The 23529-nt window shown below is 64.5% G+C and carries 28 protein-coding genes; 13 read left to right on the top strand and 15 right to left on the bottom strand.

Features of this window, described 5'->3' with window-relative positions:
- Positions 1–4: 4 nt before the first annotated feature.
- Positions 5–412, bottom strand: a complete 408-nt coding sequence (locus tag XH93_RS16790) for a CBS domain-containing protein (RefSeq protein ID WP_194474385.1) — start codon at positions 410–412, stop codon at positions 5–7.
- A 232-nt stretch (positions 413–644) separates the two neighbouring features.
- Between XH93_RS16790 and XH93_RS16795 the strand changes: the two genes are divergently transcribed.
- From XH93_RS16795 to XH93_RS16810, 4 genes are all read left to right on the top strand, one after another.
- The gene (locus XH93_RS16795) at positions 645–1496 is read left to right on the top strand and encodes an IclR family transcriptional regulator (protein WP_194474386.1); all 852 of its coding nucleotides are present in this window, start codon (positions 645–647) and stop codon (positions 1494–1496) included.
- 180 nt (positions 1497–1676) lie between these two features.
- Positions 1677–3458 (top strand): glyoxylate carboligase, encoded by a 1782-nt coding sequence (gene gcl / locus XH93_RS16800; protein WP_194474387.1) that lies wholly within the window; start codon positions 1677–1679, stop codon positions 3456–3458.
- A 39-nt stretch (positions 3459–3497) separates the two neighbouring features.
- Complete coding sequence (gene hyi, locus XH93_RS16805; protein ID WP_194474388.1) at positions 3498–4283, top strand: hydroxypyruvate isomerase; 786 nt, start codon at positions 3498–3500, stop codon at positions 4281–4283.
- A gap of 23 nt (positions 4284–4306) precedes the next feature.
- Positions 4307–5194, top strand: a complete 888-nt coding sequence (locus XH93_RS16810) for a 2-hydroxy-3-oxopropionate reductase (RefSeq protein ID WP_194474389.1) — start codon at positions 4307–4309, stop codon at positions 5192–5194.
- Between the two features lie 148 nt (positions 5195–5342).
- On the opposite strand, the gene XH93_RS16815 is transcribed toward XH93_RS16810, so the two are convergent.
- From XH93_RS16815 to XH93_RS42745, 4 genes are all read right to left on the bottom strand, one after another.
- Positions 5343–5636: a hypothetical protein gene (locus XH93_RS16815; RefSeq protein ID WP_139482588.1), complete on the bottom strand. Its 294-nt coding sequence runs from the start codon at positions 5634–5636 to the stop codon at positions 5343–5345.
- Between the two features lie 862 nt (positions 5637–6498).
- Positions 6499–6705 (bottom strand): hypothetical protein, encoded by a 207-nt coding sequence (locus tag XH93_RS16820; RefSeq protein WP_194474390.1) that lies wholly within the window; start codon positions 6703–6705, stop codon positions 6499–6501.
- Positions 6702–7058, bottom strand: coding sequence for a hypothetical protein (locus XH93_RS16825; protein WP_194474391.1), 357 nt, complete (start codon positions 7056–7058; stop codon positions 6702–6704). Before XH93_RS16825 ends, XH93_RS16820 begins: the two co-directional genes overlap by 4 nt.
- Positions 7059–7550: 492 nt before the next feature.
- The gene (locus tag XH93_RS42745) at positions 7551–7676 is read right to left on the bottom strand and encodes a hypothetical protein (RefSeq protein ID WP_256436623.1); all 126 of its coding nucleotides are present in this window, start codon (positions 7674–7676) and stop codon (positions 7551–7553) included.
- A gap of 777 nt (positions 7677–8453) precedes the next feature.
- Here XH93_RS42745 and XH93_RS16830 point away from each other — a divergent pair.
- The 9 genes from XH93_RS16830 (at position 8454) to XH93_RS16870 (ending at position 13107) form a co-directional block, all read left to right on the top strand.
- A complete protein-coding gene (locus XH93_RS16830) occupies positions 8454–9302 on the top strand; it encodes a hypothetical protein (RefSeq protein WP_194474392.1) in 849 nt (282 codons plus the stop codon).
- Positions 9303–9335: 33 nt separating this feature from the next.
- Complete coding sequence (locus XH93_RS16835; RefSeq protein WP_194474393.1) at positions 9336–9557, top strand: hypothetical protein; 222 nt, start codon at positions 9336–9338, stop codon at positions 9555–9557.
- A gap of 7 nt (positions 9558–9564) precedes the next feature.
- A complete protein-coding gene (locus XH93_RS16840) occupies positions 9565–10005 on the top strand; it encodes a hypothetical protein (protein WP_371815075.1) in 441 nt (146 codons plus the stop codon).
- Positions 10006–10120: 115 nt separating this feature from the next.
- Entirely contained in the window at positions 10121–10618 is a 498-nt protein-coding gene (locus XH93_RS16845; RefSeq protein ID WP_194474394.1) for a hypothetical protein, read from the top strand.
- A gap of 2 nt (positions 10619–10620) precedes the next feature.
- Positions 10621–11706 carry a YihY/virulence factor BrkB family protein gene (locus XH93_RS16850; RefSeq protein WP_194474395.1) on the top strand — a complete coding sequence of 362 codons (1086 nt, stop codon included), beginning with the start codon at positions 10621–10623 and terminating at the stop codon, positions 11704–11706.
- Between the two features lie 173 nt (positions 11707–11879).
- Positions 11880–12086, top strand: a complete 207-nt coding sequence (locus XH93_RS16855) for a hypothetical protein (RefSeq protein ID WP_194474396.1) — start codon at positions 11880–11882, stop codon at positions 12084–12086.
- Positions 12087–12150: 64 nt separating this feature from the next.
- Positions 12151–12306 (top strand): hypothetical protein, encoded by a 156-nt coding sequence (locus XH93_RS16860; protein ID WP_194474397.1) that lies wholly within the window; start codon positions 12151–12153, stop codon positions 12304–12306.
- 31 nt (positions 12307–12337) lie between these two features.
- Complete coding sequence (locus XH93_RS16865; protein ID WP_194474398.1) at positions 12338–12550, top strand: hypothetical protein; 213 nt, start codon at positions 12338–12340, stop codon at positions 12548–12550.
- Between the two features lie 353 nt (positions 12551–12903).
- Positions 12904–13107: a CsbD family protein gene (locus tag XH93_RS16870; protein WP_194474399.1), complete on the top strand. Its 204-nt coding sequence runs from the start codon at positions 12904–12906 to the stop codon at positions 13105–13107.
- Positions 13108–13192: 85 nt separating this feature from the next.
- On the opposite strand, the gene XH93_RS16875 is transcribed toward XH93_RS16870, so the two are convergent.
- The 10 genes from XH93_RS16875 to XH93_RS16920 form a co-directional block, all read right to left on the bottom strand.
- Positions 13193–14893 carry a uracil-xanthine permease family protein gene (locus tag XH93_RS16875; protein ID WP_194474400.1) on the bottom strand — a complete coding sequence of 567 codons (1701 nt, stop codon included), beginning with the start codon at positions 14891–14893 and terminating at the stop codon, positions 13193–13195.
- Positions 14890–15246 carry an STAS domain-containing protein gene (locus XH93_RS16880; RefSeq protein ID WP_139482603.1) on the bottom strand — a complete coding sequence of 119 codons (357 nt, stop codon included), beginning with the start codon at positions 15244–15246 and terminating at the stop codon, positions 14890–14892. Before XH93_RS16880 ends, XH93_RS16875 begins: the two co-directional genes overlap by 4 nt.
- Complete coding sequence (locus tag XH93_RS16885) at positions 15243–15689, bottom strand: ATP-binding protein (protein ID WP_139482604.1); 447 nt, start codon at positions 15687–15689, stop codon at positions 15243–15245. The genes XH93_RS16880 and XH93_RS16885 overlap by 4 nt, the downstream gene beginning before the upstream one ends.
- A 5-nt stretch (positions 15690–15694) precedes the next feature.
- Positions 15695–16888 (bottom strand): PP2C family protein-serine/threonine phosphatase, encoded by a 1194-nt coding sequence (locus tag XH93_RS16890; RefSeq protein WP_194474401.1) that lies wholly within the window; start codon positions 16886–16888, stop codon positions 15695–15697.
- Entirely contained in the window at positions 16885–17262 is a 378-nt protein-coding gene (locus tag XH93_RS16895) for a response regulator (protein ID WP_194474402.1), read from the bottom strand. Before XH93_RS16895 ends, XH93_RS16890 begins: the two co-directional genes overlap by 4 nt.
- Positions 17259–19433 carry a response regulator gene (locus XH93_RS16900; protein ID WP_194474403.1) on the bottom strand — a complete coding sequence of 725 codons (2175 nt, stop codon included), beginning with the start codon at positions 19431–19433 and terminating at the stop codon, positions 17259–17261. The genes XH93_RS16895 and XH93_RS16900 overlap by 4 nt, the downstream gene beginning before the upstream one ends.
- A 3-nt stretch (positions 19434–19436) precedes the next feature.
- The gene (locus tag XH93_RS16905) at positions 19437–19985 is read right to left on the bottom strand and encodes a heme NO-binding domain-containing protein (RefSeq protein WP_139482608.1); all 549 of its coding nucleotides are present in this window, start codon (positions 19983–19985) and stop codon (positions 19437–19439) included.
- A gap of 396 nt (positions 19986–20381) precedes the next feature.
- Entirely contained in the window at positions 20382–20930 is a 549-nt protein-coding gene (locus tag XH93_RS16910; RefSeq protein ID WP_194474404.1) for a flavin reductase family protein, read from the bottom strand.
- Entirely contained in the window at positions 20927–22513 is a 1587-nt protein-coding gene (locus XH93_RS16915; protein ID WP_194474405.1) for a 4-hydroxyphenylacetate 3-hydroxylase N-terminal domain-containing protein, read from the bottom strand. Before XH93_RS16915 ends, XH93_RS16910 begins: the two co-directional genes overlap by 4 nt.
- Positions 22514–22642: 129 nt before the next feature.
- A complete protein-coding gene (locus XH93_RS16920) occupies positions 22643–23431 on the bottom strand; it encodes an IclR family transcriptional regulator C-terminal domain-containing protein (protein WP_194474406.1) in 789 nt (262 codons plus the stop codon).
- Positions 23432–23529 lie beyond the last annotated feature (98 nt).

A 23529-nucleotide genomic window follows, 5' to 3' on the forward strand; every position in this document is an offset into this window, starting at 1 on the left:
GTCGTTAGGCCGCCCGCACCGCGCCGGCCCCATCGCAGGCAAAGGCGATATCCCGCTTGCTGACGACGCCGACAAGCCGGCCATTGTCGATGACGGGGACGTGGCGGATTTGATGACAGATCATGAGGCGCTCGACATAAGCGAGCCGGTCCTGCGATCTGCAGGACACCAGGGGCCGCGCCGAGATGAATTGCGAAACTTTCGAGGAGAGGCCGCTCGCGCCGCGCTCCGCGATGACGGCGACGACGTCGCGCTCCGAAAACATCCCGATCACCGCCTCTGCGGCATTCCTGACGACAAGTGCGCCGACATTGCTGGCGCGCATCAGGCCGGCCGCGACGCCGACGGTCTCGTTCCAGGCGATCGCCACCGTGCGCGGGCTCTTGTTGCGCAGGATATCTGCGACGTGCATGGCAGGTCCTCCCGATTGCTATCGTGCCGGCGCAGATCGTGGTATACATTATCCCAGTTGTCAAACGGTAATTCGCGGGAGAAAACCGATGAAAATGACACGAATACTGACCTATCCGGGACAGTGGATGACTTGACAGAGACATCAATTGGCATGCCAAATGCCAATTGAAACCGTAGCTTGCGCTCGGTACCGCGGCGTCAGAAACGCGAAACGGATAAGGCAGGTCGTCATGAAAAAAGAACTGGCCCGGCCCAAGCCCAGCGATCCCGCCTGTCGCGAACAGCCGGGCCAGGACTCGCGCGATGGCGGCGTGCAATCCGTCGATCGCGCGCTGCATATCATCGAAACACTTGCCGAAGATGACGAAGGCTATCGGCTCACCGATCTTGCGATCCGCACCGGCCTGTCGCCGTCGACCGTGCACCGCCTGCTGACGACGCTGGAGAACCGCCGCTTCGTGCAGTTCGATCGCGAGGAATCGAAATGGCACATCGGCGCGCAGAGCTTTGTGGTCGGCTCGACGTTCACGCGCCGGCGCAATTGCGCCGCGCAGGCGCTGCCCTATTTGCGCAAGCTGCGTGACCTGACCCGGGAGACCGCCAACCTTGCCGTGGTCGACGATGAGTCGATCATCGTCGTCTCCCGGATCGAAAGCCGGGAGATCATGCGCTCGCTGACCAAGGTCGGCGGACGTGTCGCGATGATCGCCTCGGGCCTCGGCAAGGCGGTGCTGGCCGCTTACTCCGACGCCGATGTCAACGCGATCATCCGCCGCCGCGGCATGCCGCGCCTGACGGAAAAGTCGATCGTGCGGCCTGGCGAACTGTTCAAGGAGTTGGAGACGGTGCGGCGCCAGGGCTTTGCGCTGGATGACGAGGAAGCCCGGCGCGGCCTGCGCTGCGTGGCCTCGGTCGTCTTCAACGATTGCAGCGAGCCGTTTGCCGCGATTTCGGTGTCGGGCATGGCGGACCGGCTGACCGATGAACGCCTGCCGGAAATCGGCGCCATCGTGCACCAGGTCGCCGCCGAGTTCACGGCCGAACTGCGCGGAAACCGGCACGCATTGCCGGAACAGGCGTGACGGCTGCCGCTTCCGACGCATCCGATTTTCCATCGCTGCGCCGGCGCTAATCATTTGAAGACGCGCAAAAAATCTTGAGCGTTGCCACAGGGCGGAAAAACCAATCGCCGGCGTTGAGATCGAAGCGCGCGAGTTTGATGATCCTCTTCGAGCCAACTCGTAACGAAGCGGGGTCATCAAATGAAGATGCGAGCAGTCGATGCAGCGGTACGCATTCTCGAACGCGAAGGGATCAGCTGCGCCTTCGGCGTTCCCGGCGCTGCGATCAACCCGCTTTACTCTGCGCTGAAGAAGCGCGGCTCGATCCGCCACATTCTGGCGCGGCATGTCGAGGGCGCCTCGCATATGGCGGAAGGCTATACTCGGGCGAAGGCCGGCAATATCGGCGTGTGCATCGGCACCTCGGGGCCCGCCGGCACCGACATGATCACCGGGCTTTATTCGGCGATCGCCGATTCGATCCCGATCCTCTGCATTACCGGGCAGGCGCCGCGGGCGCGGCTCTACAAGGAAGATTTCCAGGCCGTCGACATCGAGTCGATCGCCAAGCCGGTGACCAAATGGGCGGTCACGGTGCGCGAGCCGGCGCTGGTGCCGCGGGTGTTCAGCCAGGCCTTTCACATCATGCGATCGGGGCGGCCGGGACCGGTGCTGATCGATCTTCCGCTCGACGTGCAGCTCGCCGAGATCGAGTTCGATGACGAGGTCTATTCGTCGCTGCCGGTCTACAAGCCGGCCGCGACCCGCAAGCAGATCGAGAAGGCGCTCGAGATGCTCAACGCCGCGGAGCGGCCGCTGATCGTCGCCGGCGGCGGCGTGATCAACGCCGACGCATCGGACCTGCTGGTCGCCTTCGCAGAGGCGGTCAACGTTCCCGTGGTGCCGACGCTGATGGGCTGGGGCGTCATCCCGGACGATCACCCGCTGATGGCGGGCATGGCCGGCCTGCAGACCAGCCACCGCTATGCCAACGCGACGCTGCTGCAATCCGACTTCGTACTCGGCATCGGCAACCGCTGGGCCAACCGGCACACCGGCTCGATCGAGACCTACACCAAGGGCCGCAAGTTCGTTCATGTCGACATCGAGCCGACCCAGATCGGGCGCGTGTTCAATCCCGATCTCGGCATCGCGTCGGACGCCAAGGCCGCGCTGGAATTGTTCGTCAGCGTCGCCAAGGAGTGGCGCAAGACCGGCAAGCTGCGCGACCGTCAGGCCTGGCCGGCCTCCTGCCGCGACCGCAAGCGCTCGATGCTGCGCAAGAGCCATTTCGACAACATCCCGATCAAGCCGCAGCGGGTCTACGAGGAGATGAACAAGGCGTTCGGCCGCGACACCTGCTACGTGACCGTGATCGGATTGTCGCAGATCGCCGGCGCGCAATTCCTCAGCGTCCATCGTCCGCGCAACTGGATCAACGCGGGGCAGGCCGGGCCGCTCGGCTGGACACTGCCGGCCGCGCTCGGTGTGCGCGCCGCCGATCCGGACCGCGAGATCGTCGCGCTCTCGGGAGACTATGATTTCCAGTTCCTGATCGAGGAGCTGGCGGTCGGGGCACAGTTCAATCTGCCCTACATCCATGTCGTCGTGAACAATTCCTATCTCGGGCTGATCCGGCAGGCGCAGCGCGGTTTTGAGATGGACTACCAGGTCCAGCTGTCGTTCGAGAACATCAACGCGCCGGAGCTCGGCGCCTACGGCGTCGACCATGTCGCTGTCGCCGAGGGGCTGGGCTGCAAGGCGATCCGGGTGACCGATCCGAACGACGCCCAGGCGGCGTTCGCGACCGCGCGCGAGCTGATGGCCAAGCATCGCGTCCCCGTGGTGGTGGAGTTCATCCTCGAGCGCGTCACCAACATCGCGATGGGAACCGAGATCGACAACATCGTCGAGTTCGAGGAGGTGCTGGATCTCCCGCTCGATGACGTCCCGAGCACACGCGGCACGCTGCTGCCGGCCTAAGCCCTCTTTCAGCGCTGCCTCAAGCGGAGACAACGGACCGTGCCTCAATTTGCCGCCAACCTCACCATGCTGTTCAACGAACTGCCGTTCCGCGAACGCTTCGCCGCCGCCAAGGCCGCCGGCTTCAACGCCGTCGAATATCTGTTTCCCTATGAGCACGACAAGGCGATGCTGCGGGAGGAGCTGAACCGCTATCAGCTGACCCAGGTGCTGCATAATCTGCCCGCCGGCAACTGGGGCGCCGGCGAGCGCGGCATCGCCATCCTGCGCGACCGGGTCGACGAATTCCGCGACGGCGTTGCAGCCGCGATCGACTATGCCAAGGCGCTGGATTGCAAGCAGCTCAACTGCCTGGTCGGCATTGCGCCGCCGGAGGCCGATGCGGCCGAGCTGAACGAGGTGCTGGTGTCCAACCTGCGCTTCGCCGCGGGCGCGCTCGGCCGGCACGGCATCAAGCTCTTGATCGAGCCGATCAACACGATCGACATTCCGCGCTTCTTTTTGAACAGGACCGCGCAGGCGGCGCGGCTGATCTCCGAGGTCGGGGCGCCCAATCTGTTCATTCAATACGACATCTATCACATGCAGATCATGGAAGGCGATCTGGCGCGGACCCTGCAGACGCATCTCGATCACATCGCGCATGTCCAGCTTGCCGACAATCCGGGCCGTCACGAGCCCGGCACCGGCGAGATCAACTACTCCTATCTGTTCAAGCATCTCGACAGCCTCGGATATCGCGGCTGGATCGGGTGCGAATACAAGCCGCGGACCACCACGGTCGAGAGCCTCGGCTGGCACGCCGCCCACACCTTCGAGACCTGATTAAGCTGACAGGAGCGACAACAATGAAGAATATCGGATTCATCGGGCTGGGCACCATGGGACGCCCGATGGCCGGCCATCTCCTGGCTGCCGGTTACAGCCTGTTCCTGCACGACGTCGCGCCGCTCCCGGCGGATTTGATTGCGGCCGGCGCGGTCACCTGCGAGTCGGGCAGGCAAGTGGCGCAGGAATCCGATGCTGTCATCATCATGGTGCCGGATACCCCGCATGTGGAAGCCGTGCTGTTCGGCAAGGGTGGCGTCGCGGAAGGCCTTTCCAAGGGAATGATCGTGGTCGACATGAGCTCGATCTCGCCGCTCGCGACCAAGGAGTTCGCGCGCAAGATCGAAGCGCTGGGGGCCGACTATCTCGACGCGCCGGTATCCGGTGGCGAGGTCGGCGCCAAGGCGGCGAGCCTGACCATCATGGTCGGCGGCAAGGAGCGGGCGTTCAACACCATGAAGCCGCTGTTCGAGCGGATGGGCAAGAACATTACGCTGGTGGGCGGCAACGGCGATGGTCAAACCACCAAGGTTGCGAACCAGATCATCGTGGCGCTGACCATCGAGGCCGTGAGCGAAGCCTTGCTGTTCGCATCGAAGGCCGGCGCCGATCCGGCGCTGGTGCGCCAGGCGCTGATGGGCGGCTTTGCGTCGTCCCGGATTCTTGAAGTGCACGGCGAACGGATGGTGAAGCGCAATTTCGAGCCGGGCTTCCGCATCGAGTTGCATCAGAAGGATCTCAACCTCGCGCTGGAAGGGGCGCGCGCGCTTGGACTGTCGCTGCCGGGTACCGCAAACGCCCAGCAGCTGTTCAATGCCTGCAGCGCCCTTGGCGGCAAGGCGTGGGACCACTCGGCGATCCTGCGTGCGCTGGAGGTGATGGCGAGCCACGAGGTGGCGGCCGCCTGAGCGTCACGTCTCTTCTGGCAATGTATTTCAGCCAGGCGTAGCGGCGGCGATGCAAAGTCGCCGTCGCGGTCCGACACGGCGCAATAAGAGAGCCCGCCGAACTCTGCGGGTCCGGCGGGCTCCACGAAAGGTGCTTTAGCAGCGGGCACTAGTAGTCCGGGCCGACGCCGAAGCTGAAGCCAGGTCCGTGCACGCCGATGCCCGGGCGACGGTAGTAGCCGCGATCGTAGTCGTCGTAGTACCGCTCCCGGTAATAGGTGTCGGCGCGTCCGTAGCGATCGCCGCGCGTGTGCCAGCATCGTCCGGCGTCGTTACAGACCATCCGAGTCTGCTGGAGCAGCGGTGAACTGCTTCCGGTGTATAGCTCGCCTGCCGTCGCATAGGTGCCGGAGGCTATGAGGGCGCCGGCGCCCGCGAGCGCTGCCAATGTCAGCTTTCTCATATCCCGTCTCCTTTAGTTCAAGCCCCGGGACCGAACGTCTCAGTGGTATCGACGTTCCTCTCGTTCCTGTTCCAGCGATGCGCAATCATCCGAATAGAGCCAGCGTCTCGCACGATCGGGAACAGGTGACAGCGTTTCACGGGATCATGCAGGACCCGCAGCAGGTGGCTTGGCTGGCAAGGGCTGGTTCCGGAGCCTGATGCGCGCGTGGAACATACGTCGTCGTTCTCGCGACACGATTTGTCCGAGCTTTGCTTCTTGGTTCCGCCCACTGTTGAAGAGGGCGCAGGGAAAGCCGGGTGCCGGTTCGCACCCATGGGCCCGGTGCAACAAAAAAGCACCGGGGTAGGACCACAGGTGTAACCGGAAACAACCCGGCTTTCCCTGCGCGATGGGTTACGGCTTATACGTGCTCTCCCCGGCGAGACTGGGCTTTTTTGTCACCGTCCTCGCAAGACGCATTCCCATCCTGCGAGAAGACACCTGCCACTAGGGCGTCAGGCCTGCACGACTTCACCGTCCGCCTCGCATGCTGTCGTCACTGGCATGCGCGGCGTCCACCGCATCTCACCGCAACACTCCAGACGATGCGCAGCGCCCCTCGATCGGGTGAGACGGGCGCATTGAACATCTGAGTTGGGGGCGGAGTCAAGCGCAAATTCGGAAAATAGGAAAACAATTACTGTATTTCCGACGCTAGCCCAGATACGTGCCGGAGGGCGGTGCGGCCAGCGACGCGCTGATTTCAGTGCATCAGAAGCCAGGCCACGCTGGCGACCAGGGCCACAAACGACACTGCCGCTGCGCAGACAAAGACAAGCTCGACGCCATCGAGATGGGGACCAGCCTGCATCGTCGCCTCCTAGATCGGCGCCCGCAAGCCTGGGGACATCAGCCATTCGGTCAAATGGGCGGCGGTCTCATCATGGCGCGCGCGCCGCAGCAGGGCGTCTTTCCTTGCGGATGGCGGCAGGCTCCTGGCCTCCTCGCGCAGGCGCATGGCCTCTTCGTGCAGGCGCTGTTCGAGCGGATAGGTTTGCTTGATGCGGAGGCGACGGCGCTTCTTCACGGCAGTGCTCCCTGTGGGTGGGTGGCGGGAGCGATTTCGACATTGGCTCTGTCGTTGTGGCTGAAGTAGCTGGTCTGGCCGCTGTCCCACTTCACCTTGATCTGGCCGTTGTTCTCGACAACGGTACCTAGCTCATCGCAGTTTTTGCGGGAAACGCGCTGGCCAATATGCCAGGCGCTGCGGTCGGCAGGTGTGTCCTTGATCGCGACATCCACCGCCGTCCGGGCCCGGCGCGCGGCGTTCTGCCGGCTAGAGCCATGGCCGTTCCTGGAGATGCCGTTACACTCAAATTGCCAGCGCCAGCTATTCGGAACCGACTGCAAAATGCTGACGACAATGCCTCGATATTCCATCGAGTCACGCTCCCTTTCAACGCAGGCGGGAGCGCACTTGGTCTCTCAGCCACCGGCGCCTACGGACGACCCTAGGCCGGTGATGCGGGTAAACTAACAAGGGTTACATAGGTTCAAAAGTGAATTCGGAACCTGGCCAGCCAACCGGAACACCCAATTGGCCAACGAAGCTGACCTGCTTTTTTGCGTGGGACCCGCAGAGGGGAATTGCAGTGCGTTCAAAAACACCGACGCCGCCCGCTTGAAATACGCACGGACGGCGCGGCTCTAACCCCAGGAGGGTCGTGGCAAAATCCTGACCTATATGGGTACGCAGGAGAGGCGCCAGGTTCACGACCTCGGCCTCCGTATGACTCCGGTCATCCCGAATGAGCAGAGCAAGGCGCCTGAGGAGGTCTAGGATCGACTGACCAAGTTGCTCAGGCCTCAGCGGGTCCCCCTCGCTGGGGCCATTTTCTTTGGTGCGCGTGAGTGAACGGGAGTATCGCCCGCCTAGCGCCAGATGAGGCTATAGCCGGCGGTCGCCATTGGACGATCCGGGCTGTCCGGATCAGGCAGCGAGAGCAGTGCAAGAAGCCCCACCGTCACCAGAAAAAGCATCAGGCCGATACGCAACATCGACGGTCTCCCCAAAGCGTCGCGGGTCTCGTATAGCGCAGAAGAATCATGGCTTGCAACGCTCGCGGGTCCGAACTTCCGGGTTCCGCGAAAAGCGTGTCCTTTTCGCCATCAGGGACATTGATGGGGTCATCAATCGGGAACAGGAACGAAGCGAAGCTGGTGGCGGTTATCACATGTCCGGTGCTGTCCAGTGGCGGCGCTGGACAATCAAAATGCAAACTTGGCCTCAGCCTGCCCCCCTTGCTGGGGCCGTTTCTTTTTTGGAAGAGCGATCGCCGCTCTGCGTTCACCGGCGCCTGGCGAGAAATCTTCGAGTTGATGCACAGGTGAAAGAGGCCGCCAACCGAGGCGGCCCCTTTGCATCAATGCGTTCTAAAAAACCTGGAGCTGAAGACGGCCACAACTTCCAGCACAGAGTCGGGACCTCTACCGCGACATGCTGGTTAAGCGAGCCTTTCTTCAGCGCGTCGCAAGCGGCATCGATCACCGCGTCAAGCGCCATCTCATGCGTCGGCCCGACGGGCCTTCCTCAGCAGCACATCCTGCTCTGTGCGCGGCGGAGGCCCGGCCGCTCGAGCGCGAACTTCGCTTGCAGACTGTCTCGAAAACGATGGGTGCACGGCATGCGAGGCCGCGTAGGAACTTCGGCTGGCCGGCCAGATTGTCTGCACGGATGAGGCGGAGGCTTTTGCATGAACCAGCTGATTTATCTGGTGGGACTGATCGTGGTCATTCTTGCCGTACTGTCCCTGTTTGGATTGCGATAGGCACACCATGGACAACGAACGCAGTATTGCCGCGTCGGTCGGCGAGCGGAGCGGCCTTCGATTGCAGTGGGGTCCGGTGTTCGCAGGTGCGCTGTTCGCCGCGGCGCTGTCGACGATCCTCATCGGCTTCGGCGCGACGATCGGCTTGGGCGTCAGTTCGAGTTCGCCGTCGTGGCGCGAGGCATCGGCCGCGCTCGCTCTGCTGTCCGGGCTGTATTTGATCCTGCAAGCCATGGTGAGCTTTGGCGTCGGCGGCTACATTGCCGGTCGCGCGCAGCGCCTGATCGGGGCGGCACCTTCCGACCTGGTCGAGAGCCGCGACGGGCTGCATGGCCTGACGGCCTGGGCGCTCGGCGCCGTCCTGAGCGTCCTGATCATCACGCTGGTCGGCCTGTCGACCACACGGCCGGCGATCGAAAGCCGGCCGTCCGCGACGGCCGCCGAACCGCTGCTGAGCGCCGAACTCGATCGCCTTTACCGCTCGTTGCGGCGTCCGGCCAACATCGATCTCGGTTACGAACGTGCCGAGGCAGGCCGGATCCTGCTGATGGGTGGCGGCCACAGCGGCATCAGCAGCGAGGACCGGAGCTACCTGATCCAGCAGGTCGCCGCCGCCACCGGGCTGGCGGCAGCCGACGCCGAGAAGCGCGTCGACAGCGTCATCGGAGATGCCAGAACCGCGATCCTGCGCGCACGGCGCAGCGCGGTCATCCTGGCATTCTCGGTTGCAGCCGCGCTGTTGTTCGGAGCGGTCGCCGCGTGGGCCGCGGCCTGCGCAGGTGGTCGGCACCGCGACGGCGCACCGCTGCCGGAGTGGATGGGCGGCAGGTCAACAACGGCCGTGCCCGTCGTCTGAAGCAGTTATTGAGTTGCTCAAGGAAAGACAACAATGGCAACGATTTTGATCCTGGACCACAGCGGCGACACGAGACAGCATTTTGATCCGAAGGACAGCGAGCAACTGGCCTGGGCGAATGCGCGTTTCGCCGAGCTGACCGCAGAGGGCTACACCGCCGCCACGCGGAGAACCTCCGGAGAGCCGAAGGTCGTCCGCGCGCTTGATCCGACAGCGGAGGAGACGCTGTTCTATCCAAGGCTAGTCGGCGGCTGATCCGATGATGGTCTGTCCGTCGCGCGCGCAACTCGCAGCGGGCGTCCGGCGCGCCGTCCGAACGCTGCGCACGACATTTGCTGCGATCTGGGAGCACTGGCGGGCCTATGAGCGGATCGAGGCCCGCGCAATGGCACTGCTCCGCGCATGGCTCTCGCCGGAGCAGCGCGCGCAGCTCGACCAGTATAATCGCTTCGACGTCATTGGATCGGAGACCGGCAAGCGCTACCGCATCTGCTACGGGACCTCGACCAACGTCTACGAAATCGACGGCAGGGATCGTGTTGTCGTCGGCTGGTGCTTCCGGCCGGCCGGCTCGCTGGTGGCCGGCGACGTGATGCTGGCGCAGAAAATCGCATTGGAAACCGACGAGCGGGCGGCGCTCGTAGTGGCGCGGCCATTCCCGAGCTCCCTGCCGCCGCGTTCGGATCTTTCGTCCGCCGGCTAGGCGCTCGCCGCTCGGTCGCCCGCGACCGACAGCGGAGACGGCGCGCGCAATCGGGCAGGGAACGTCGGTCATCGTGCGGGGTTGTCGACTGCGATCTTGCAACGGGACCTCGCCAATGCGCCCCAACACCGGACCATCATCGATCAGTCTCATCGTCCGTTCGTACGTCACGGAGTTGCGACAATGGATCGGGCGTCTGGTGACGGGCTACGCGCTCGCATGCGGCTTCATGTTGGTCGGCGCGGCCTTCGTGCTGGTTGCAGCCGGCGTCGGCGTCGCCGCGGCCTTCCACGCGATCGAGCTGCATTATGGCATCCGGATCGCCTATGCCGCGATCGGCGGCGGCTTTCTCCTGCTCGGACTGTCGGGATTGGTCATGGGGCAAATGCTGTTCAAGCGTCCTGCGCCGCCGCTGCCGCGTCCGACCCGACAGGCCGACATGCTCAAGCGGTCGATCGCGGTGCCCGTCGCGGCGCGCCTGATCGCCGGCTCGCGGGCAGCAGGCGGTGTCGATACCACGACACGCGCCCTGGCCGCGGCCGCGGCTGTGATGCTGGTCGGCTGGGTCGCGGCATCGCGCTTGAGGCGCAAGCCCGATGCTGTCGAGGATTAGCGATGGCTGCGCGTGCCGGCTGGCGCAACGACCTCATGCTCGCCGGCGCAACGGCGCTTGCGACCCTTGCGATCTATCGGCACGTGGTGCGTCCAGCGCCGCAAGCGCCTCGAACACAGGGTGTCCAGAGCACGTTGGCCGACGAGGGGGATCGCGGGCGGCTGGCAAGCGCGCCATCGCAGATTCCGCGCGCCGGCTGGAAGGATATTCTGCTGCGCACCTATCAGCAGATCGACGAGGACCGGCTGCTGGCGACCGCCGCGGGCGTCGTGTTCTACGGCCTGCTGGCAATCTTCCCGGCGATCACGGCGCTGGTCTCGAGCTACGGCCTGTTTGCTGATCCCTCGACCATCTCCTCGAATCTGCAAAGCCTGGCACTGATGCTGCCGGAAGGCTCGTTCGCCATCGTCCAGGATCAGATCGCCCGCGTGCTGGCCAAGGGTACCTCGACGCTCGGCCTCACCTTCGCGATCGGTCTGTTGATCGCGATCTGGAGCGCCAATGCCGGCATGAAGGCGATCTTCGACGCGCTCAACGTCGTCTACGACGAAAAGGAAAAGCGCGGCTTCATCAAATTGAACCTGCTGTCGCTCTCATTCACCGTCGCAGGGCTGATCTCGATCATGGTGATGGTGGGCGCGGTGGTGATGGTGCCGCTGCTGCTGCAGCAGGTCGGCCTCGGCACGCGGGCCGAGCTGATCGTCCGGTTCGGCCGGTGGCCGGTCCTGCTGCTGCTGCTGCTCACCGCGCTCGCGGTGCTCTACCGTTACGGCCCGAGCCGGACCAAGGCGCGCTGGCAATGGCTCAGCGTCGGCGCCGTCGCGGCGGCCGTGCTGTGGCTGATCGGCTCGGCGCTGCTCTCCTGGTATCTGGCGAATTTCGGCGATTACAACGCGACCTATGGCTCGCTCGGCGCGGCGATCGGCCTGATGACCTGGATGTGGATGTCCGCGATCATCGTGCTGTGCGGGGCGGAACTAAATTCGGAGATCGAGCATCAGACCGTCCTCGACTCCACCGAGGGCCGCCGCAAGCCGCTGGGCGCGCGCGGCGCGACCATGGCCGACACCGTCGGCGAGGCGACTTAGTGTTTCTGCACCGCCGATCGGAAGGCGATCCGCAGCCCGACCGACAGCAGGCCCAGCCCGCCAAGCACCAGGAAGATGAGCCCGTAGTCGATCCACTGTGCACGGCTGCCATCCATTCCGGGCACCGCAACGCGCGCATAGGAACCAAGTGCATCGCGGGCGCTTAGGCAAAAATGGTTCAGGTCAACGTGTTGGAAAAACCGATCGAGCGCATCAAGGAGACCTGCGAGCTGGCCGGCATCGCGGACACGTTCGATCGCGCGCTTCCCGAACTTGAGACCTTTCTCGAGGCGGAAGTCGCGCGCGGCGAGGTGCGCGAATCCCGGCTGACCTTCGACGGGCTCCGCTATCTCAGGCAGTTGCTGCGCGCGAAGCCATGATGCGCCGGCCGATTTCTCGGCCTGATTGGCGAGAGTTGAGAGACAAGAGACATTGGAGGGACCGATGGATATGGGCCTTGAAATCATCTACGGCGTCGGCGCGTTCGTGCTCCTGACTGCCTTGATCTTCGCAGTGCTTCAATATCATTTCCGCAGCCGCCGGACGGTGCAAACCGGGGACGATGTCACCCGCGAAAGATATGAGCGGAACGAGACATGACGCAGCGACCTTCTTGCACAAGGAGAGAATGATGGGACTGGCTCAATATGCGGTGGTTGCCGCCGGCGAGGAATGGGGTGTTTTGCACGATGGCAACCTCAACACCGGGTACGCCACCAAGGAAGCCGCGTTCGAGTCGGCAGCCGCCGCCGCGGCGCTCGCGATCAGGATGGGCCACGAGGTCCATGTCAGCGTGCCCGGGCGCGAGGAGGGCGAGGCGGCCCTGACCAAGCAAGCGAGCTAGCGCCGGTCGCGGAGCCCGCTCTCGTCGGATTCGGCTCTAGTCGGAGCTGACATAGTGGGCCCGCCAGATCAGGGCCGCGACGATCAGCGCCACAATCCCGCCGGCAACCAAGATCCACGGCACATAGTCCGCCATTGGCGTATCCCAGGGTGCGTCCCTCAGCTCGGCGATCTCGCTGAGCTTTCGCAGGTTGACGACGTCACAACATGCGCACGACGGCCTGGTTCCTGTCGCACACGCCACAATGGACGTTGACGCAGCCCGGCCGGCTGCGAAGTGTTGACGCAATGCGCATCAGGAACGAAGCGTCTGCGCGTCCGTTGGTCGGTCTCATGTCTCAAGGAGAACCGCTGATGGACTGGAATCGTGTCGAAGGCAACTGGAAGCAGGTCAAGGGCAAGGTCAAGGAGCAGTGGGGCAAGCTCACCGACGACGACCTCGACGTCATCGACGGCAAGCAGGACCAGCTCGAGGGTCGCTTGCAGCAGCGCTATGGCTACGCCAAGGATCAGGCGAAGAAGGAAGTGAACGACTGGTACGGCCGCCAGAAATGGTGATCGGACGTCGCGTCCAAAACTCCCGGCGAGGTCCGCTTCTCGCGGCCTCTGCCGCATGGGGCGCGGCATGCGCCGCCGCTGCGTCTCAGTGGTCGTAGTGCAGGATCATTTCGACGAACCCGGCATCGCCGCTTGCGCTGATGCTGTCGGCGCTTTGACGGAGCAGATAGCCGGCAAGCAACGTCTCGCCGTGCTCGCTCTCCAGGATTTCCTTTGGCGTCGGCCTGCGATCCGGAATGGTCAGCGGCACGCCGACATAGCGGATTCGGATGTCGAGGTTGAATTCATCAAAACTCGCCTCGACCTCGACGCCGCCGGGCGGATCACCGACCACCTCGAGGAGCTGGACCACGCCGAAGATGGCCCGCTGCATGATGTCCCGCCGCGCGGCCCAGCGCGCGCCTTGCTCGGTCAGAAACCGTTCCACGGCGTCGCGATTGATGCCGCCGGGCGCGAGCTTGAGGGACACCTGCTGACGCACGCCAATGCGCATCAACAGGTTCAGCACGACGGCGCAGACGGTGCCGAGCACGAGCGAATTGCCGAAGATCGGCTGCAGAACGATCGGCATTTCCATCAGCGCCTCGTGATAGAGGTCGGCCACGATCGCCATCGCAAAGGAGAAGCCGATGACCAGGGTCTTGCGGGCGTCGAGCATGCGCGCGGTGATCATCTGCAACCCGCTGGTGAACACGAAGGCGGCCGTGAAGAACAGCGCGGCACCCATCACCGGCAGCGGCATCGCCGCCAGCGCCACCGCCACAGGCGGAACGAAGGCGAGAACGCAGAAGCCCAGTCCGATCGCATAGCCGACGCTGCGGCTGGTCACGCCGGTCGCGCCGGACAATCCGATCGACGAGCTGTAGGTGTTGATGCCGGAACTGCCGACCAGCCCGCAAAACATCACGGCGACGCCGTTGGCCATTACGCCGCCCGCCAGCGAAGCGAAGTTGGGACGGACCCAGTCGGCATCGTTGATGCGCTGCGCATTCGACACATCGCCCATCGCGCGGAGCGTGGCGGCCAGCGCCGCAACCGCGAACGGGGCGATCAGCACCGGATCGAACGACAAGCCCATGTGCTGAAGCTGCGGCACGCGTACGATGCTCAAGCCGCCTTCCGGGATGATCGCGGCCGGATCAAACATCCCGCGAGCAGCGCTGACCGCATAGCCGACCGTCATTCCGATCAACACGCAGAACATCTTGCCATAGCCCTTTGACCAGACGTTCAGCACCGTCATGGTGACGAGCGAGACGCCGGCCACGATCACATACTCCGGGTTGATCTTCTGCTGCTGCGCATCGATGCCGAGGCCATAACGCACACCGAGCCCCGCCAGCGTGAGACCGACCACGGCAATCACCAGACCCGCGATTTCGGACGGCAGCAGCGCGCGCAACCGGCGCAGCAGCGGGGCGATGGCGACCTGCACGAGCCCGCCGACCACCGTCATGCCGAACACCAGCGGGAGGCCGCCCTGCTGCAACGCGAACAGGGAAGGGCCGAGAAAGATCGCGGTGTAGGCGGCGCCGCAGAGATAACCGGAGCCGATCAAGCGCAATCGAAGGCAAAAGCAGATATTGGCAACGCCGAGCCCGAGCATCGACAGCGAAACGAGGTCGAGAAACTGCGTCCTGGAGAGATTGGCCTCGCGCGCGACGATGATCGGAAAGATCAGCGTGATCGCCATCAGCGCGATGTGCTGCAGCGCCGACACCACGAGGATCGCCAATGGCGGCTGATCGTCGACGGCGTAGATCAGACCAGGCGGCCGGGTGGTCACGCGTGCGGCCCGGCCAGCTGCTTCAGCGCTTCCTCGCGCGAGTTGTGGATCGCGAAGACATCGAGCAGTCCGCCCATTTCGAACAGCTCGCGGACGTGGCCGGCGAGGTTGCACAGCGCAAGCTTCGCCGCGCGGCGTTCGGCTTCATTGGTTGCGACCAGCAGCGCGCGGAATGCCGCGCTGGTGAGGTACAGCACCGCGCCGAGGTCGACCAGGATCGACTTTTCGCCTGAGGAGATCAGGCGCGTGAGCTCGGCCATCACGTCGCTGGCACTGGTGCTGTCAATTCGACCCGTCAACGTCACGATACAGACATTGCCGGCGCGGGTCTGGCCAATACTGAGAGCATTCATTCCTCACTCCTTTGCACGGCCGTGCCGACCTCGCATGTCTTGCTCAATGTGGTGTGGTTGCGCCCGTCGATGCGCTCGTAGGCGAAACGATCGACCAGCTGCTTGATCAGGTGAATGCCGAGCCCGCCGGGCCGGGGCCGCTGTCCCGCTGCGGGTTGGGTTGGGGGAAGTGCTGTCACCGGATCGAACTCCCTGCCGTCGTCGAAAAGCTCCAGATCTACCCTGTCGGGTTGCACGATGATCCGGACGAGGAACTCGTGCGGCCCCCCGTCGTCCCATGAATATTTGATCACGTTACTGGCGACCTCGTCGAGGGCCACCTGCAATTGGGTCAGGGCGCGCTGAGGGATGCCGAACTCGCGGGCGAGATGATCCAGCGTGTCGCGCAGGATGACGATGTCCGAGACGTCGTTGCGGATCCGGACATCGACGGCGTGGGGCATGGTGATCACGCGGCTGTGGTCAGGGCCGGCCGCCACCGCAGCGCCAGCGCCGTGAGATCGTCGGTTCTTGACGCGCCTCCCGTAAAGGCATCGACGGCGTCCTTGATGATGCGAACCATTTCGAGGGGCTCGGCCGCAGCGGCCTGACGCAACAGCTGTCCGACGCGCTCGACGGAGAACAGCTCGCCGTCGCCGTTGGCCGCTTCGAAAACACCGTCGGAGCACAGGAACAGCGCATCGCCGGGATGAATTTGCAGCGTCAGTGTCGGGAACCGGGCCTCGCGCCGCACGCCGAGCGGCAGCGCCGCCTTGGCGTCGATCTGCCCGGTCTCGCCGCTGCTCGCAATCAGATGCGGCCGGGGATGGCCGGCGTTGGCGAACGACAGCAGCCCGCTGTGCGTGTCGATCAGGCCGAGAAACATCGTGACGAACATGCAGTCGTCATTGTCCTGGCACAGCTCGCGGTTGACTGCGTCCAGCAGCGCCCCCGGATCGAGATCGTCGGCGCGCCATTGCCGCCAGAGATTGACGGTGATGCGTACCAGACTGCGGGCGCGCGCCATGAACATCGCCGCGGACGCTCCCTTGCCGCAGACGTCGCCGACCAGGAAGCAGAAGGTGTGCTCGCCGGCATAGAAGCAGTCGTACAGGTCGCCGCCGACTTCCTTCGCCGGCTCCATGACGGCGTGAACGGCGATCGGATGCGAGGGCGAGCAGGACGGGAACTGGCGTGGCAGCATCGCCAGCTGCAAGGCGCGCGCGGCCTCCAGTTCCTGGGCCAGCCGCTCCATGTTGCTCCGGACCTCGTCGCGCAGGCGCTTCTTTTCCAGTGATGCGCCGACGCGCGCGCGGAGCAGCGTCGGATTGAACGGCTTGTTGAGGTAGTCCTCGGCGCCGAGCTCGATGCAGCGGATCACGCTCTCGATCTCGTCGAGCGACGAGATCATGATGATAGGAATGTCGCGCAGCGCCGGCGTGGCCTTCACCTGCTCGAGCACCTCATAGCCATTCATGTCGGGCATCATGATGTCGAGCAGGACGAGATCGAACGGCTGCGCCTTCAGCTTCTCGAGCGCCTCCCGCCCGTTGGTCGCTATCGTGAGGTTCTTGTAGCCCTCACGATCGAGACGGCGCGTCAGCGTGTAGCGATTGTCCTCATTGTCGTCGACGACCAGAAGTGCAGCCTCGATCGCGGTCACGACACGCGGCCTTTCGTGACGAGGGCCTGGATCTTTGCGATCAGACGGGCGATCTCCACCGGCTTGGTGTCGAAGTCGTCGCAGCCGGCGTCCAGCGCCTGTTCGCGGTCGCCGGTCATGGCGTGAGCGGTGAGGGCGATCACGGGAATGTGCCGGGTCCCTGCGCCGGCCTTGATGCGGCGTGTGGCCTCCCAGCCGTCGAGCACCGGCAGGCTCATGTCCATCAGGATGACCTCGGGCTGCTCGGTCGCGGCCATCGCGACGCCCTGGGCTCCGTCGGAGGCGACCAGCACGGTGTAGCCTTTGCGCGTCAGCCGGCTTTTGACGACATAGACGTTGTCTTCGTTATCTTCCACATAGAGGACCTTGGTCATGGCACGGCAACGTTCTCCCCGCGGCGGCGTTCGATGCATCGGTCGAGGACGTCGCGAACGTCGCCCAGCAATTCGTGCCGATCGCGCTTCTGAAGGATGCGCTCGATTCCAACGTTCAGGCGCGTGCGGTCGTCGTCCGTCAGGTCCTTGGCGGTCAGGACCAGTGCGGGGATGTCGCGCCATGCGCCGTTGCTGCGCAGCGCGTCGAGCAGCTCGAAGCCGTCCATTTCCGGCATCAGGAGATCGACGACGATCACGTCGGGCCGCGCCTCCGCAAGGCGCGCCAGCGCGACGCGGCCGTTCTCGGCCTCCGCCACCTGCCAGCCGTTCTCGTGGAGCACGCGGCGCAGACCGGATCGCATGGTGTCGTCATCGTCGACGACCAGCACACTCCGCCCGGCCGACTGGCATATGGCGCGCAATACGCCCGCGAGCGCGCTCCAATCGACCGGTTTCACCATGTAATCGGCGGCGCCCAGCGAATAGCCGCGGTTCTTCTCGTCCACGATCGTCATCAGGACGACCGGAATGCCGGCGGTTGCGGGGTCGCCCTTGATCGCGGCCAGCACGGTCCAGCCATCGAGATCGGGCATCATGACATCCAGCGTGATTGCGGCCGGCTGCAGCTCGCGCGCGAGCCGAAGTCCCTCCCGTCCACCGTTAGCCGTCGTCACGGCAAACCCTTCGCGCCTGAGAAAATGCGTTGTCACGTCGCGCACCGAGTCCTCGTCGTCGATCACCAGAATCAGCGGAGCCCGGTCGATAGATCTGGCGCGGGGCGTAGGCTGAGGAGTTGCCGGCTGCACCGGCGCCGCTGACGATGTCCCGCCGGCCGGCAAGCGGATCGTGAAAGTCGAGCCTTTACCGGGTTCGCTTTCGACCGTGATGTCGCCGCCCATCATCTGGCAGAAGCGCCGGCTGATCGCGAGCCCGAGCCCTGTGCCGCCGTATTTGCGGGTGGTCGAGGCATCGGCCTGGACGAAGTCCTGAAACAGCCGTCCCTTCTGCTCGGCGGTCAGGCCGATGCCGGTATCGGCGACGGCGATCACGATCCACTCGCCGGTCTCTGCAACGGCGCGATCGACGCTGATGGTGATGGTGCCGTTCTCGGTGAACTTGGCCGCGTTGCTGACGAGATTGAGCAAGGCCTGGCGGATGCGGGTCTGGTCCGCACTCATGACCCCGATGTCGGCGGGGCATTCCAGCCTGAGGGCGTTGTTGTTCTTCGCGGCGAGCGTTCCGACCGTGTGCACGACGTCCTCGACGACGGAGGCGATGGCGAACGACCCGACATGCAGGTCCATCTTTCCGGCCTCGATCTTCGACAGGTCGAGGATGTCGTTGATGACAGCCAGCAGATGGCGGGCCGCGCGGACGACGCGGTCGAGCGGCTCGAACTCGTCTTCGCGGTTGGCGTCGCGCGCATCCTCCTGCAGCATCTCGGTGATGCCGATGATGGCATTCAGCGGCGTGCGCAATTCGTGCGACATGTTGGCGAGAAACTGCGATTTGTGCTGGCTCGCAAGCCTGAGCGCGTCTTCGGCGCGTCGCCGCTCGATGACGCGTCCGAGCTGACTGCCGACATGGGCCATGATCGTGAGCTTGGCATCGTCGGGTTCTGCAGGCTCGTCGGAAAAGAACTCCATGACGGCGGCGACCTCGTCCCCGACCAGCACCGGGAAGGCGAAGGCAGCGCGCAGTCCGCAGTCGAGTGCTGCCTTCGACCGAGGAAAATTGTCGTCCTTGGTCACGTCGACGATCCAGGCAGGCTTCCTGCCCTCGAGCACGCGACCCGGCAGGCCGGTCCCGGGCGCAAACGTCAGGGCCTCGCTGACGTCGCGGAAGGCCTTGTAGCGTTCCGGATGATCGAGATGCCACAGCTTGGTCGACAGCAGCGCGCCCGCCGGGTCCGTGAGATGAACGTGACCGACTGGCCACCGCGTATGGGCGCACACGCCATCGAGCGCGGTTCGCATCGCGTCGTCCACCGTTGAAGCCTCGTTGGCGGCGACGGTGATCAGCTGCAGCAGCTCGATCTCCTTCTTTTTGGTGTAGAGCTCACTGAGCGCTCTCTCGGCAATCGCCTCGCTTTCAGCGCGCGCCCGCTGCTCCCGATCGAACCGCTTCTTCAGCCGGGCAAGCTGGGCATCGGCATCACCGAGGTTGTCCATGCGTCAGGCCCCCGGTTTCCTGACGGCCACGCGCAGTACGCAGCGGTGATCGCCGCGGTTCATGCATTCCGGCTGATCGAGCGAAACCTCTTCGGCGTAGTAGCCGGCGGTTGCCTCGATGAAGCCTTCGGCGAGCGCGCAGAGCTTGCGCGGCGAGCTGTAGTGCATCACGAGAACGTCCGAGGAGGAGGTGTCGTAAGTGAACACCGGCACATCGGCGCCCGGATACAGTTTGCGCACCTCGGAGTGGATGACGTCGTTGAGGGTCAGAAGAAACGGGCGTGTCGACTTGTGGGCCGTGAAGAAATTCGGATGCTTTTGCGCCAGCAGCGGCAAGGCGTTGCGGCCGAACCAGCGAACGACGTCGTCGGCGGGCAATTTGAGCGCCGCGGACGCCGCGCCGACCAGTCGCATCATCTCGTCGTCGGGGTAGTTGCCAAGCGAGGTATAGGCACCATCGGCTTCGGCCGCCTCGAGCAGTGCTTCCCAGGTATCGTCGCCGTAGTCGCGCCTGACCACAGCTTCCAGCAGATTGAACACGACTCCCTTCATTGCCGTTTCCTTTGCGCTCAGAAGTGAACTGGTCTCCTTGTCGGCGGTCTCGTTCCTGCGGCGGGGTCTGCCGACCGGGGCAGAGCGCGCTTGAGCTCGTGTTGCTGCTTGTGGCACGGCCTTGGCTGTGCCGGAGTTAAGCCGGCGCTGCCTCGCACGCGATAAATGCGGTTGTGTCTTGCTGCAATTGCCGTGGGGCCGGGTCTCGCGTCATGAACGCCTTGCGCCGGCCGACGGCCTTCACGCTGCAGCCCAATACGTGCGAAAATGCAGGACGACCAGCCATCGCTCCCTCCCGATCTTCCCAGGCGTTTTTTGTTGATCCTAGCCGAGATCGAGGGGCCCTGACCAGCGCCCGCGGGACTCGTCAACTGCTTGAGGGGAAGGATCCGGCGATCAGGCCCGCTGGAAGCTGCCGAACGCGCCGCGGTGAAACACCAGCGGACTGCAGGCGGCCTCGTCGCCGGAAAACACTTCGCCGAGGATGATGTCGTGGTCGCCGGCCTTGTGGACCGTGGTGACCCGGCAGCAGAGCTGCGCGGCGGTTCCCTGGATCAGCGGCAGGCCGTCCGCGCTGAACGCGATCGGCAGATCGTCAAACCGGCGCTTCAACGTCCCCGTGAAGCGCGAGGAGAGGGCGGACTGATGCAGTCCGAGAATGTTCACCGAGAACAGGCCGCGCTTGCGGATCGCTGCTCCAGTCGCGCTGCCCTCGTTGGTGCAGAACAGCAACAGGCAGGGCTCCAGCGACACCGAGGTCAGGGAATTGATCGTGACGCCGAACAGCTCGCCGTCGCACTCGGTCGCGACGATGGCGACGCCGGTCGGAAAGGCGCCCATGACGGAGCGGAAGCGGTCGGGATCGATGGTCTGCATGTTCACGTCAGACGGGTCCTCAAGGTTGCCGGAGCGGGTGATCCGCCGCTCCGGCGTGATGTCGTTCACCTGCGCAGCATGTGATAGCTGAGCTCGCCGGGGTCGGTCAGATCGGGCACCTTCCAGCCGTCGAGGTCGTATTCGGCCATGCAGTCCTCGGCAAAGCCCTTGAAGCGGTCGGCATTGCCTGACGCCTGCGCGCCGAACAGGCAGTAGCGGCGGATCTCCTCGGTCGAGCCGCCATAGTTGATCTCGTAGAGCTCGTGACGTCCGCCGAACTCGCTGCCGAGACAATCCCACAGCAGTTTGAGAAGTTTCACGCGTTCCTCGGCCTTGTAGCCGTTGGAGCCGCGCAGATAGCGATCGAGATAGGGACGGATCTCGCCGTTCCTGAAGTCGCTGGCATGGCTGTTGAGATAGATCAGGCCGGAGGCCACGGTCTGCTCGATCAGGTATTTCACCTTGGTGTAGGCCATGGTGGCGATGATCTGATAGGCGTTGCCGGGATCCATGTTCGGCAGCACATAGTCGCCGATCCACGGCTTTGGATCGCGCACCATCGCGTCCGACAGGCTCCAGAACAGATTGCGCCAGGCGATCACCTCGCCGACATTGGCCTGCACGCCGCGATAATCCTTGGTGCCGGCGGCTTCCGTCGCCTTGAGCAGCAGCCCGCTGATGAAGTCGAGCTTGACCGCAAGGCGGGTGCAGCCGTGCACCACGAAGCGCGGCAGGAAGCCGGTGCGCGGGAAGAAGTTGTTGGCCTTCTCGATGTCGCCGTAGACGAAGACGTTCTCCCAGGGCACCAGCACCTTGTCGAGAATGAACACGGCGTCGTTCTCGTCGAGCCGGCTCGAGATCGGATAGTCGAACGGGCTGCCCATCACGCTCGCGCTCATCTCATAGGAGGTGCGGCAGATGAACTTCACGCCGGGCGCGTTGGTCGGCACCATGAACACGACCGCGAACTTCTTGTCCTGCAGCGGGATCAGGCCGTGATGCGCGACGAAGGTGTAGTTGGTCAGCACCGAACCGGTCGCCACCACCTTGGCGCCCGACACGATGATGCCGGCGTCGGTTTCCTTCTCGACATGGCAGCAGACGTCGGCGACTTCGTTCGGCGGACGGTCGCGATCGACCGGCGGGTGGATGATCGCGTGGTTGATGAAGGGCACGCGCTCCTGGCTGAACTTGTACCAGCGCTTGGCATTGTCCTGGTACGGCTCGTAGAAGTCGGCATTGGCGCCGAGGGTGGCGAGGAATGCCGCCTTGTAGTCCGGCGCGCGGCCCATCCAGCCATAGGTGATCCTGGCCCATTCGGCGATCGCGCTGCGGCCGGCGAGCAAGTCGTCCATCGTCTTCGGCGCCTTGAAGAAGGCGTGCGTCATGCTGCCATTGCCGGTGTCGGTCGGCAGCAGCAGTCTGTCCTTGCGCTTGTCGTCATGCAGCGCGTCGTAGAGGCGGGCAACCATCCGCGCGGTGTTGCGGAACGCCGGGTGCGTGGTGACGTCCTTGACCCGTTCGCCATAGATGTAGACGGCGCGATCGTCGCGCAGCGAGTCCAGATATTCCGCGCCGGTTTGCGGGCGGCTGACCTTGACGTTGCCGGTGTGCTCCGGCGTCGCCGCCGCGCTCTGCGCCTTGCCTGACATCGCGTATCTCCCCTCCAGCTATGTTCGATTATCGAACTTGTGTCCGTATTCCGAACTTATTGCAACGATACGGCGACCCCCGCGGCTTGGCAAGGGAAGGCTTGGCAAAGCGGGGCTGGGGAAGGCGGATCAGACCGTCATGGCGGCAAGCTGCTCCGCGATACGGTTGAGCTCGGGAAGAAAGCGCTCGCGCATCTCGTTGCGGGTCGTGCGGGTCGAGTGCGTCGACAGATTGATCGCGCCAACGGCCTGCCCACTGCGGTCGAGCACCGGCACCGCGAGCGCGCGCAGGCCGCGCTCGAGCTCCTCGTCGACGATTGAGAAGCGCTGGGCGCGGTCGGCGCGGATGCGATCGAACAGCGCCTGGAGGTCGGTGATGGTCTGCGGCGTGTAGGCCTCGATGCGCTGTGCCCGCAGCCGCCGCCAGATCTCGGCCTCATCGAGATAGCCGAACATGATCCGCCCGAGCGCGGTATGCAGCGCCGGCAGTCGGCTGCCGACCGACAGCGCCGCCGACATGATCCTGCGGGCCGGCACCCGCGCGACATAGACGATATCGTTGCCTTGCAGGATCGCCGCCGAGCAGGATTCGCCGAGCCGCTCGCTGAGCTCGCGCATCAGCGGCAGCGCGCGATCGATCCAGCTTTGCGTCGACAGATAGGCGAAGCCGAGGTCGAGGATCTGCGGCGACAGCGAGAACGTGCGTCCGTCCTGCTCGACATAGCCGAGCAGAGTGAGGGTGCGCAGCACGCGCCGCGCGGTGGCCCGCGACAGATCGGTGATCTCGGCCGCCTCCGACAAGGTCATGGTCGGCCGCTGCCGGCCGAACGCGCCGAGCACCGCGAGGCCCTTGGCGAGGGTGGTCATGAACTCCTTGTCGTCCGGATTGCTCTTGTGGGGTGGCGGAGCTTGGCTCATGCCGCGGTCTGTAACTCCCTGTGTTGACTCCCTTGGGCCTCTGACGGAGACTGGTCGACATACGAACGTATGTTCGAATATCGAACGCCGGCCCGTGT

The sequence above is a fragment of the Bradyrhizobium sp. CCBAU 51753 genome (assembly GCF_015291565.1).
Taxonomy (GTDB): domain Bacteria; phylum Pseudomonadota; class Alphaproteobacteria; order Rhizobiales; family Xanthobacteraceae; genus Bradyrhizobium; species Bradyrhizobium ivorense.